Origin of the sequence: Rhizobium mulingense (genome assembly GCF_029194105.1) — a bacterium.
GTDB lineage: Bacteria > Pseudomonadota > Alphaproteobacteria > Rhizobiales > Rhizobiaceae > Rhizobium > Rhizobium mulingense.
The window spans coordinates 333,522-345,425 of record NZ_JARFVE010000004.1 but is presented as its reverse complement, the minus strand read 5'-3'; the positions used below and the strand labels follow the sequence as shown (position 1 = coordinate 345,425).

Here is an 11,904-nt window from a genome sequence, read left to right as displayed (position 1 = left end):
ACGCTCAATAAGACACCAGCAAGGCCGAACCACCTTCTCCGAATTTCGGCTCGATGCCGAGAATGGGAGCGGCGCGGCTGATGATCTCGCGGGCAATTGGGCCGGCGGTACCGGCGGAGATCGTTCCGCCATATTGTTTCTCGCCGGTCTTCGGCTCGTCGCAGAAGGTGATCACCGCATATTTGGGATCGTTGATCGGGAAGGCAGCGATGAAGGAGTTGAAGTTCAGCGTCGAGGAATAACGCCCGTTCACCACCTTGTCGGCCGTGCCGGTCTTGCTGCCGACGGCGAAACCGGGCACGCGCGCGACGCGCCCCGAGCCCTTGTAGCCGTTGAAATCAAGGAGATAGCGGACGGCGTCGCTGGTCGACTTCTTGAGGACCTGCGTGGCGATCTGATCGGCCTCTTCGCGCGTGCGCGGCAGGAATGTCGGCTCGATCAGCTTGCCGCCGTTAACGAGGGCGGCCGCCGCCACGCCGGTCTGCAGCGCCGTCGTCGAAACCCCGTGACCGAAGGAAATCGTGATCGAATTGATCTTCTTCCAGACGCGCGGCTGGCTCGGCATCTTCACTTCGGGCAGTTCGGTCTGCATCTTCGTCAGCAGGCCGAGCTTGGTAAGATAATCCTTCTGCGCGTCGATGCCGACGATGTCGATCACGCGCGCCGTGCCGATATTCGACGAATACTGGAAAATTTCAGGCACGGTCAACCAGCGGCGCTGCCCATGAAAATCGTGGATGGTGAAGCCGCCGATATAGATCGGCTTGCTGGCATCGAACGTATCGGTCATCTTCACCTTGCCGGTGTCGAGCGCCATTGCCAGCGAAAAGGTTTTGAAGGTCGACCCCATTTCGAAGGTGCCGTTGGTCATCCGGTTGAGCCAGCCCTCCTTGGCGCCCTCCTGCGGATCGTTCGGATCGAAATCCGGCGCCGATGCCATTGCCAGCACTTCTCCGGTATGCACGTCGATGACAGCTGCACCCGCACCCTTGGACTGGAAATTGTTTACGGCGTTGACGACCGCGTCCCGGACGATGTTCTGGACGCGCAGATCGATCGACAGCCGCACCGGCTCGAGCGGCTGATCGCTGGTCATGCCGACCGAGGCGAGATCGGCGAGCCCCTGGTCGTCGATGAACTTCTCCATGCCGGCAACACCACGGTTGTCGATGTTGACGTAACCAAGAATGTGCGCGGCGGTCGATCCGCCCGGATAGAAGCGGCGCTTCTCCGGCCGGAAGCCGATGCCGGGAATACCGAGCGCCAGGATCTGGCTCTGCTGCTTTGGCGTCAGCTGCCGGCGCAGCCAGGCGAAATGCGATGTCTTGACCGAGAGTTTCTTGTAGGTGTCCTTGACGTCGAGCTCGGGCAGAACCGTTGCAAGCTTCTCGACCGCCTCGTCGGGATCGACGATCTTGTTCGGCTCGGCAAACAGCGAGACGGTGCGGATATCGGTCGCCAGCACCTCGCCGTTGCGGTCGAGAATGTCGGGGCGCGAGGCCATCAGCCGGTCGGGAGGCAGGATGCTGGAGACGACCTCCTGATCCTTCATCGCATATTCGACGAGGCGGCCGCCGATGACGACATAGACACCCATGAAACCGAGGATCAGCAGGCCGACACGGCTCTTCGCCTGTCCCGACTTCTTCTTGCGCGTCCCCTCGATCGCCACGCCGGCGGAGGGGCCGCCGAAACGATTATAGACGCCGGCGGAGAAATGCGCCTGGCTCTTCAAAACCATGATGCGGGAAAGAAACGACATTATTCCACCGACCCCGTTTCGATCTCGTCTGCTTCATCCTCGGCCTCGCCGCGCGGCGCGGCCTTTGGAACGGGCTGACCCTTGGCCGCCACGGTCGCGCCCTTGGCGCTGGCCGCGGTAGCGCTGGCCCCGGTCGCGCCTTTCGCGCCGGCTTTGGCCTCCGTCACATCAGGCACGGGAACCTCGGATTTCAGCATCGGCAATTCCTTGGCATGCACCAGCGCCGTCGATTCCGTCGGCTGCAGTTGCAGCTCGTCATTATAAGCTTTGACCAGCCGCTCCAGCCGGTTCGGCTGCGATTGCAGCGCCCAGTCGGCCTTGAGAAGGTCGATCGTATCCTTCTCCAGTTTGATTTCGGCTTCGAGGCGATGAACCTCCTCGAGCTTCAATTCGGCGCGGTGCTTGATCGTGTAGGTGATGGCGGCAGTTGCCGTCATGACGCCGATAAGCACGAGATCGAACGTTTTCAGCATATCAACCTCCAAGCTTTCCAAGGCTGGCAAGATTGGGAAAACCGAAGAGCGACATATCCGCAGCCTCCGCGGCGGCGTCCGTTCTTCGGCCGGCGCGCAACTTGGCAGAGCGGGCGCGCGGATTGGCCTCAGCCTCCGCCTCGCTTGCCGAAACCATCGACTTGCCCACAGCCGTAAAGGTTGCCGCCCGCTCAAGTGCGGCCGGCAGGTGCCGCGAACCCGATGCCTTGCCGGCGCGATCGGAAAAGAACTTCTTGACGATGCGATCTTCGAGCGAATGGAAGGTGACGACGACGAGCCGCCCACCGGGCTTCAACACCGCTTCTGCCGCAAACAATGCCTGCGCGAGTTCGGCGAGTTCATCATTGACAAAGATGCGAAGTGCCTGAAAGACGCGCGTCGCCGGATGGATTTTGTCTTTCATCTTGCGCGGCGTGACCTGTTCGATGAGGCCGGCGAGATCGCGTGTCGTCTCAAATGGCTTTTCGACGCGGCGCTTCTCGATCGCATGCGCGATGCGCGGCGCCTGACTCTCCTCACCGAGAAAATGGAAAATGCGGATGAGATCGGAGACCTTGGCGCGGTTGACCACATCGGCGGCCGAAACACCTGTCGCCGACATGCGCATGTCGAGCGGACCGTTCTTCTGAAAGGAGAAGCCGCGCTCGGCCTCGTCGATCTGCATCGAGGAAACGCCGATATCGAGCACGACGCCGTCGAGGCCGCCTTTCGGCGCATGATCGGCCAGATGCGAGAACTGCGAATGAACGAGCTTGAGATGGCCGCCATGGGCGGCAACCATCGCCTGACCCGACGCAATCGCCGTCGGATCGCGGTCGAGCGCAATCACCTCGGCGCCGGCAGCAAGAATGGCCGACGTATAGCCGCCCGCACCGAATGTACCGTCGAGGATGAGTTTGCCGGGCGCCGGCGCCAGCGCCGCGAGAACCTCATCAAGAAGAACCGGAATGTGACGAACCGGTCCGCCACCGGCATCAGTTGAACCTCCGCCAGGATTCGCCGCCATTCCGTTCCCTCGCTCTTTCAGGAACGCTTGCCCGCCAGCTTGCGCTCCCCTCGTGCCTGCGTCTGCGCAGCCATAAAAGCCTGCGGCTGCCAGAGCTGAAAATGATCTGCCCGACCGACGAAGGTCACTTCGTCCGAGATACCGGTGAAGCCGCGGATGAAATCCGTGACCATCAACCGCCCCTCGGCATCGAGCCGCATGAAGACCCCGCCCCCGTGAATTAGAAGCGACATCTCGTTCGCATCCGGCGAAAACGGATCCTCCGCAGCAATCTGCCGTTCGAATCTTTCGAGAAGATCCGGACCGCCGACACTGATCGCCGGAAACACAAAGTCCTGGAAGCAATAGAGCTCCTGGACATTGCGCTGCGCCAGCACGGAACGAAACGCCGAAGGCACGGAAACCCTGCTCTTGGCATCGATCCTGTTGGTCGCATTCGAGAGGAAGCGGCTCATCACACGAAACATCCGTTCCCGCAGGGATCCGGACCAAAAGACGTCCGAAACCCCCAATATCAGGCACAGCTTCGCAAGCCGGATGAGTAAAAACCCCTCCGACGTTTCCAGAGAGGAAGACGCCTTTGCTTTGCGATGAATGGGCAGGTGATTGCCCTGATGCAGTGCATGTTTGGGATAGCATGGGACCATATGGGCGTCAATGGGATGCGCCTGTTTTGCAATAGACGCATGATCAAAAATTTATAAGCCGTTAAGTTTAACAAAGGGTTAGGATCACCCTCCCGCAAGAGACGCGCGACGGTGCTTTCGCAAAAGCAATTTTCGCGCAGAGGATTACATGAGCATCCGCTTGAAAACTGTCGATTTCAGCGGCTTACCTGAGGTGATTCGTCAAATCGGAGGTTTTCGCGCCACGAAAGTTAATCGCCAGTTGGCCTGTAAGCCGGGTTCTGTATGGCTCCGGCGTGAACCGGAACGTGGCAGCCATTCCTCTGGGACAGCGTTCGCACGCTGCCTCGCGCAACCCACCCGGATGACTGGCCTGGAAACCGGCCGGAAGGCCTTTCGGCCCGCCACGTCATCCCTATTCGGTCTTGCTCCCGGTGGGGTTTACCGTGCCATATCCGTTGCCGGAAATGCGGTGGGCTCTTACCCCACCCTTTCACCCTTACCTGTCATGACAGGCGGTTTGCTTTCTGTGGCACTTTCCCTGAGGTCGCCCTCGCCGGACGTTATCCGGCACCGTGTCTCCGTGGAGCCCGGACTTTCCTCACCCTACCGCCTTTCGGCATTGGTAAAGCGCGGCTGCCCGGCCAACTGGCAGGGCTCCCATAAACGAGAGAGAGCGCAATTTCCATCAAAAATGATAGTTTCAGGAAAATTGCGGTGTGAAATCCGTGGAATAGCCCTGCTGGCTGATCCTGCCTGACAAAAGCAGCTCCGCCCCGAGCCGTCCGATTTCGTCCGAACTCTTGGCCGACGTGCCGGCACAACCCGTCAGCACGGCAATGGCAGGCGACGAGGTGTAGCCGATCATTGGGTAGCCGCTTTCCGTATAGGACACAACGCAGGCGGCCGTCGAAATCGAAAGCGGCGCCAGCTCGGGTACCAAGTCGGCAGCGATGCGCTGAAGATGCGTCCGCACGGTTGCGCGCCCCTCCGTTCTGAACCAGGCGCGTATCTCCGCCTCGTCACCGAGCACCAGATCGTCCGGATCGCCGCCGATCTTCAGATAGAATTTGCCGTCGGGATAACGGATCGGCGGCAGCAGATAGATATGGATGCCGGGCATATCGAGAATGAGCGACGGCATGGTTGCGAGACGCTCGGCATCGGCCTCGCTCACCTCGAAAAGCGTGACCGTCCGGCCATAAACCGTCATAGCAACGGGACGCGGCAACAGATTCTCCGCAATGGAAAATCCGCCCGCGGCGAGCAGCACCTTTTCAGCGCGATAGGTCAGGCCACCGGCAGTTCTGACGACAGCCGACCCGCCCTCCTCGCGGATGGAAACGGCATGGTCGGGGATGACGGCGGCACCCGCCTTTTCCGCCAGCAGCGACTGCGCCTTGACCAGCTTGCGCGGGCTGATATGTCCGGCACCCCTCGCCTCGAAAACCCCGGCGCAGTCATCGGGAAGGGCAAAGAAAGGAAAGGCGGCCTTCAGCCCCGCCTGGTCGAGAAGGCTGGTTTCGATGCTGAGCGAAACGGCGGCCTGCCGCGTCTCCTCGAGGTATTCGCTTCCACCAAGCGCGGCGACGACGCAGCCGACCTCGCGATAAAAATCGATGCCGCTGTCGCGAGCGATCTCGCCATAACGGCCGATCGAGCGGTTGGCGAGCAGAGCCCAGTTGCCGTTGGGATCGATGGTGCGGGTGATGCGTCCCTCGTCGTAATGGCTGGCGAAGACGCCCTGATGTGCCTTGCGATCGGCCGGCTCGTCCGGGCCGATCACCGCCACGCCATCCACTTGGCGCGCCAGATGCCGCGCGGCTGCAGCTCCCATCAACCCGCGGCCGACGACGATATATTTGAAATCGACTGCCATGATGCTCCCTTTCAGGCAAAGACCGGCGTCAGTTCGCCGCCGAAATCCGTGTCGCCAAGCCGCCCTTCAGTCAGAAGCACCGCTCCCAATCGTCCAAGTTCGTCGGAGGATTTGGCGGCGACGAAATTGCCGCCGGTCAGCACCGCGATGCGCGGCGACTGCGTATACCCGACGTACGGATAACCGGTCGGCGTGAAATTCGCCACGCACGGCCCTGATGTCACCGGGCAGCCGGCAAGCGCCGGCATCAGTTGCAGGGCGATGCGGCAGAGATGATCGCGCTCGGCAGCGCTGCCGTCGGAACGGAACCACGCGCCGGCATCCTCCAGCCGATTGATGGAAAGCATCTCGGTATCGCCGCCGAGCTTCAGATAGATTTTGCCGTCGGGATAGCGCACCGGCGGCAGAATATAAATGTGATCCTCTTCGCGGTCGCCGAGCACGATCGTCGACGGCATGTCCCCGAAGACCGCCATCTCGCGCTCACCGATTTCATAGAAAACGACGGTGCGCGCCATCACCTTGGTGTCGACGGGACGCGGCAGCAGCGCATGGAAATTGCTGAAGCCGCCAGCCGCCACCAGCACCCTCTCGGCGCTGCAGCGCCTTCCGTCGATCGTCACCTCGACGTGGGTACCGGTGTCGCGCACGGATGTCGCGGTTGCCTCGACCAGCGTAACGCCACCCTGTTCCGCGAGCATAGCCTGGGCGCGCACGAGCGCCCGCGGATTGATATAGCCGGCGCGCTTGCGTTCGAAATAGCCGCTGAAATCGGCATCGACGGCAAGATAGGGAAAGCGCCGCGAAAGGTCCGACGATCCGATGGTCTCGATGTCACTGCCGAGCGTCCGGCTGACGGTCAACGCCCGATCGATATAATCCTGCTCGCTCTTGTCAGGGGCCGCAAAGAGGCAGCCGACTTCAGAAAAGAAGGAAATGCCGCTCCTTGCCTCGATCGCACGGTAGCGATCGAGCGCGCGGGCGGCGAAACTTCCCCAGGCCAGATTGCCGTCGAATGTCCGCGTGATGCGCGCCTCGTCGTAATGGCTGGCGAAAACGCCCTCATGCGATTTGCGCTCATTCGGCTCTCGCGGACCAATCAGCGCGATGCCGTCGGCCATTGAAGAGAGATGTCGCGCGGCCGCGGCACCCATCATGCCGCGTCCGATGATGATGAACCTGAAATCGACTGCCATATCCCACCTCGCTAAATCCCAGCGATACCATGGCAATCATCTTGAATCATCCGGCTCTTTGTCAGGGATAAGCGCTTCAGGCTTAGAGCATTGCGAGAACCTTGCCGCAATAGGACTTGGACACCGGGTTCATGCGCGTGGCGCCATGACCGGCATTGTATTTGAGGATGGTGTTGCAGGTCTCGCCACCACCGAGATCATGGGCGGCAGCCAGATATTTCATGCCGTACTTGATGTTGGTTTCCGGATCGAACAGGCCCTTGGCGCTCCCGGAATAGCCCATCATGCGGGCAGTTGCAGGCTTTATCTGCATCAGGCCGATTTCACCGTGGCTGCCGCGCGCATTCGGATTGAAATTGCTTTCGATACGGATGACAGCGGTCGCAAGCGCAACCGGTACATCATATTGATTCGCATATTTGCTGATCAGTGCGGAATAGGAATTGCCGGAAACATCGGCGACGGGATAACCGCTCTGGCGCTCGACCGTCTTCAGTGTGCGTTCCGCCGTCTTGAGCGGACGCTTCGCCGGCTTGACCGAACGCTCCGCTTTCTTCAACGGGCGCTCTATCTTCTTCGAAGGTCGCTCGACTTTCTTCACCGGCGCATCAGCTCGCACACCCCAATCATTCGCAAACGCAAAGCTACTTCCGGCCAGCACCATGCCAACGCATGTTGCAGCAACAACAATCAGTTTTCTCATGTAGTCTTGAACACTCCGACCCAAAGAATTTCCGGACGGCGCGCCTCGCTGTCATAATGAATACCAGATCAATGACCGATTTGGATTCGCGGCAATTCTTATCGTTTCACATAGCGCCCGTGGTTTAACTCGAAAAAAACCCCGAGTACCGCTTGGCGGAGGTTCTTAGACCATCGCAATGAGGAGATAATAGGGAAATGATGTGGCAGGCCGAATTTCGCGCTGCAGTGCGAATTCGGCGTTTCATCAATTGTCGAGGAATCAGGAATAACGCGGCAAAGCCGACAGTAGCCGGTGCAACGTGTCGATCGTCGAGAAATCGGCGATGCCATCTATCCGTTCGGGCCGAAAATGCCGCTGGAAAGCTTCCACGTCGCCTGCCGTCTTTTCTGAAAATTGCCCTGTGATTTCAGTGCTATAACCATAGAGCGACAGCATCGACTGCAGTGCTTCGACGGGTTGGCCGGCATCGCCGCGCTGGAAGAAGCGTCCGCCGGTGATCGTTGCCGGCTCGACCCAGTGCCCGATACCCGCCCGGTGGAGCTCCGCCCAGGGGAACTTTTCACCCGGATCGACCTTTCGAATCGGGGCGACATCGGAATGCCCAAGCACCCGTTCCGGCGCGATCGACCAACGTTTGACACAGTCCCGACACAATTCGATCACCGCCGCGATCTGCTCTTTCGGATAGTCGGGTAGGCCGCCGGGATGGCCGGCATTGGCGATCTCAATTCCGATCGACAGCGAATTGATGTCGCTCTCGCCATGCCAGCTGCTCTTCCCGGCATGCCACGCCCGCCTGCCCTCCGGCACGAGTTGGATTACCTCGCCGCCCTCATGCACGAAATAATGGCTGGAGACCTGGCTTTCGGCGCAACAGAGCCAGTCGAGCGCGCCATCCGGTGTCGGCATGCCGGTATAGTGCAGCAAGATCATATCCGGGAGACGCCCGTCGGCCCGCTCTCCGTGATTGGGCGACGGCCGGACGCAAGCTCCCGCGTAATCCGCCTCGAAGGAGGTCATGCGGCGCGGCGTTCCTTCTCGATTGCCGCATAGGCTGCGTTGAGTGCCGCCATGCGCTCATTGGCAATCACATGGAATTCCTTCGGCACGCCGCGCGAAATCAGTCGATCTGGATGATGTTCGCTGACGAGACCGCGGTAACGGCGGCGGATCGTCGGAAAGTCGTCGGAAGGCGACACGCCGAGCACCTTGTAGGGATCACCACCGGACGAGACATGGCGAGCGGCGATCTGCTCGAAGCGGGTCTCGCTCATCTGGAAGATCGCGCCGATGTGACTGAGGAAATTCAATTCCTTCTCATGAATCAGTCCGTCGGCCTTGGCGATATGAAAGAGGCCGTCGAGCACGTCTTCCAGCACCGTGCAATTGGCCGCACAGGTAATGCAGAGCGTCGAGAGACGTTCGGCATAGGCCTCATAACCGGCGACATCCTGACGCGCGAGATTATAAAGTCTGGCGACGTTCTTTGCTTGATCCTGCGGAAACTCGAAGATTTCCCGGAAAGCCTCGACCTCCTTCTCGCTGACGATACCGTCGGCCTTGGCCATCTTCGCCGAGAGCGCGATGATCGCCACCGAGAAAGCGACCTTCCGTCGTGTCTCCGGATCGCCTTCGAAAACCGTGCGGATGGCCTCGACCACCGCGGACAGCGCATTGCCCGCAGTGTTGCCAATGGCATTCACCAGCTTTTCCCAAAAGGACATCGAAAATCTCGCGTACTTATCAACCTATAAGAAACAGCTTGACCAAAGAATCGTAGCCTTTGCAAGGCGACGATTGGTCCCAAGCGCGAACACAGTTTTCACGATTTGGTAATTGTCGCACCGCAACAAACGATTCACCCCTTCGATTGGGGAATGGCGCCCCCTGCCCCACCGGTCTCACCTGGCTCCCGACGCGACGCCGAAATTTCCACAACCGTTCCCGGTCCGCGTATCGGGCTTGAAACGATTATATCAGCTCTTCCGCCCACAAAGCGTGAAAAGGCGTCGTTTTTCGTAAATTCTTTACTTTACAGGCCCCTTTCCCTGCCGCATCCATGCGCTGATGCATGTCGCCCGGAACTCTACGGCGGCACCGGGACACGGCATGCACAAGCAACAGGCAAACGCATCGCATGAGCGAAGGTCGATGCGATGCGCCTTAGCCAGCGCCGCCGCATCGAAACGCCATAGGAGGAATCATGGCCAAGCAGAAAGTTGCAATGCTGACCGCCGGAGGCCTCGCACCCTGTCTTTCCTCCGCCGTCGGCGGCCTCATCGAACGCTACAGCGACGTTGCGCCCGAGCTCGATATCGTCGCCTATAAGTCCGGCTACCAGGGCGTACTGCTCGGCGACAGCATCGAGATCACCCGTCAGATGCGTGAACAGGCGCCGCTGCTGCACCGCTATGGCGGCTCGCCGATCGGGAACAGCCGCGTCAAGCTCACCAATGCCGCCGATTGCGTCAAGCGCGGCCTCGTTAAGGAAGGCGAGAACCCGCTGAGGGTCGCCGCCGAACGCCTTGCCGATGACGGGATCACCATTCTCCACACGATCGGCGGCGACGACACCAACACCACAGCCGCCGACCTTGCGGCCTACCTCGCCGCCAACGGCTACGATCTGACCGTCGTCGGCTTGCCGAAGACCGTCGACAACGATGTCGTGCCGATCCGCCAGTCGCTGGGTGCCTGGACGGCCGCCGAAGTTGGCGCCCATTTCTTCGACAACGTCGGCAACGAGCAGACCGCCGCCCCACGCACCCTCGTCATCCATGAGGTCATGGGACGCCATTGCGGCTGGCTGACGGCCGCCACCGCTCGCGCCTATCTCCAGCGCACCAGCCGCAATCAATATGTCGACGGCCTGATGATGGATGCGCAGCTGAAGGGTATCGACGCGGTCTATCTGCCCGAAATGGCGTTCGATCTCGATGCCGAGGCCGCCCGGTTGAAGGAGGTCATGGATCGCACCGGCCATGCCACCGTCTTCGTGTCGGAAGGCGCTTGCCTCGACGCCATTGTCGCCGAGCGCGAAGCCGCCGGCGAGACCGTTAAACGTGATGCCTTCGGCCACGTAAAGATCGACACGATCAACGTCGGCGCATGGTTCCAGAAGCAGTTTGCCAGCCTCCTGAACGCCGAGCGTTCCCTCGTGCAGAAATCGGGCTATTTCGCCCGGTCGGCGCCGGCGAACGGCGACGACCTCAGGCTGATCCAGAGCATGGTCGATCTTGCCGTCGAAAGCGCACTCAATAAAGTGTCCGGCGTCACCGGCCATGATGAATCGCAGAATGGTAAATTGCGCACTATAGAATTCCCACGCATCAAGGGCGGGAAGGCTTTTGACCTTTCGACGGCATGGTTTGCCGAAGTCATGGACAATATAGGCCAGAAATACAAAGAAGCATGATTGACGGATGGTTAATAAGGTGTCTTTGCTTGTTCCTGAGGAATGGGAGGAGACACCATGTCGTTTGAAGCCTGGCTCGCTTTTGCAGCCGCATCCGCCATTATGCTGGCCATACCGGGACCGACGATACTGCTAGTCGTCTCATATGCGCTTGGCCATGGACGCAGGATGGCGTGTGCGACGGTGAGCGGCGTGGCGCTCGGCGACTTCACCGCGATGACGGCTTCACTCTTCGGTCTCGGCGCCGTCCTTGCCGCCTCTGCCACTCTTTTCACTGTCCTCAAGTGGATCGGCGGCGCCTACCTGATATGGCTCGGAATCAAGCTCTGGCGGGCTCCTGTCATCGGTGAGCCGGTTGCCGACAACGACAATCTTCCGGAGGAAAGATCGCTCAGGATTTTCCTCCACGCCTACGTCGTCACCGCCCTCAATCCGAAGAGCATCGTCTTTTTTGTCGCCTTCGTGCCGCAGTTTCTCAACCCGGCCCTTCCCTTCTTCGGGCAGATGGCAATCATGGAAGCGACCTTCCTCGTGCTGGCAATCCTCAACGCTTCCACCTACGCATTCCTCGCCCATAGCGCGCGCGGACTGATTCGCAAGGCGAGCGTCCAGCGCGCCGTAAACCGAACAGGCGGCACCCTGCTGATCGCTGCCGGCGCCGTGACGGCCGGCTATCGCCGTATTGCGGCTTAGAGCCTTTCCCAGTCAGATTACAGCATTCTGCCGGAGCAGGTTTTTGTCAGGGCAGAGGCGATTGGCGATGGGCATCCCCTGGTATGTCCGAGCCGATCGCCTCTGATCCTGGCGAAAGATGCCTGAC

11 protein-coding genes and 1 other RNA gene are annotated in these 11,904 nt (G+C 60.3%); 2 read left to right on the top strand and 10 right to left on the bottom strand.

Annotation, left to right across the window (positions count from 1 at the left end):
* Window positions 1-4: 4 nt before the first annotated feature.
* The 10 genes from PYR71_RS10570 to PYR71_RS10525 form a co-directional block, all read right to left on the bottom strand.
* Window positions 5-1,762: a peptidoglycan D,D-transpeptidase FtsI family protein gene (locus PYR71_RS10570; RefSeq protein ID WP_183912680.1), complete on the bottom strand. Its 1,758-nt coding sequence runs from the start codon at window positions 1,760-1,762 to the stop codon at window positions 5-7.
* Complete coding sequence (gene ftsL / locus PYR71_RS10565; protein ID WP_275619297.1) at window positions 1,762-2,235, bottom strand: cell division protein FtsL; 474 nt, start codon at window positions 2,233-2,235, stop codon at window positions 1,762-1,764. Before ftsL ends, PYR71_RS10570 begins: the two co-directional genes overlap by 1 nt.
* 1 nt (window position 2,236) lies before the next feature.
* Window positions 2,237-3,262: a 16S rRNA (cytosine(1402)-N(4))-methyltransferase RsmH gene (gene rsmH / locus PYR71_RS10560; RefSeq protein WP_275619296.1), complete on the bottom strand. Its 1,026-nt coding sequence runs from the start codon at window positions 3,260-3,262 to the stop codon at window positions 2,237-2,239.
* 17 nt (window positions 3,263-3,279) lie between these two features.
* Entirely contained in the window at window positions 3,280-3,717 is a 438-nt protein-coding gene (mraZ, locus tag PYR71_RS10555) for a division/cell wall cluster transcriptional repressor MraZ (protein WP_275619295.1), read from the bottom strand.
* A gap of 425 nt (window positions 3,718-4,142) precedes the next feature.
* Window positions 4,143-4,540, bottom strand: an RNA gene (rnpB, locus tag PYR71_RS10550) — RNase P RNA component class A.
* Window positions 4,541-4,591: 51 nt separating this feature from the next.
* On the bottom strand, window positions 4,592-5,767 hold the full coding sequence (locus PYR71_RS10545; RefSeq protein ID WP_275619294.1) for an NAD(P)/FAD-dependent oxidoreductase: 1,176 nt from the start codon (window positions 5,765-5,767) through the stop codon (window positions 4,592-4,594).
* Between the two features lie 11 nt (window positions 5,768-5,778).
* Window positions 5,779-6,963, bottom strand: coding sequence for an NAD(P)/FAD-dependent oxidoreductase (locus PYR71_RS10540; RefSeq protein ID WP_275619293.1), 1,185 nt, complete (start codon window positions 6,961-6,963; stop codon window positions 5,779-5,781).
* 82 nt (window positions 6,964-7,045) lie between these two features.
* Window positions 7,046-7,666, bottom strand: coding sequence for a lytic transglycosylase domain-containing protein (locus PYR71_RS10535; protein ID WP_275619292.1), 621 nt, complete (start codon window positions 7,664-7,666; stop codon window positions 7,046-7,048).
* 261 nt (window positions 7,667-7,927) lie between these two features.
* Window positions 7,928-8,689, bottom strand: coding sequence for an N-acetylmuramoyl-L-alanine amidase (locus PYR71_RS10530; protein ID WP_275619291.1), 762 nt, complete (start codon window positions 8,687-8,689; stop codon window positions 7,928-7,930).
* A complete protein-coding gene (locus PYR71_RS10525) occupies window positions 8,686-9,393 on the bottom strand; it encodes a J domain-containing protein (RefSeq protein WP_275619290.1) in 708 nt (235 codons plus the stop codon). The genes PYR71_RS10530 and PYR71_RS10525 overlap by 4 nt, the downstream gene beginning before the upstream one ends.
* A gap of 479 nt (window positions 9,394-9,872) precedes the next feature.
* Here PYR71_RS10525 and PYR71_RS10520 point away from each other — a divergent pair, with 479 nt between their 5' ends.
* Both PYR71_RS10520 and PYR71_RS10515 read left to right on the top strand, forming a co-directional pair.
* Window positions 9,873-11,084, top strand: coding sequence for a pyrophosphate--fructose-6-phosphate 1-phosphotransferase (locus PYR71_RS10520; RefSeq protein ID WP_183912662.1), 1,212 nt, complete (start codon window positions 9,873-9,875; stop codon window positions 11,082-11,084).
* A gap of 57 nt (window positions 11,085-11,141) precedes the next feature.
* On the top strand, window positions 11,142-11,777 hold the full coding sequence (locus tag PYR71_RS10515) for a LysE family translocator (protein WP_275619289.1): 636 nt from the start codon (window positions 11,142-11,144) through the stop codon (window positions 11,775-11,777).
* The last annotated feature ends 127 nt before the right edge of the window (window positions 11,778-11,904 follow it).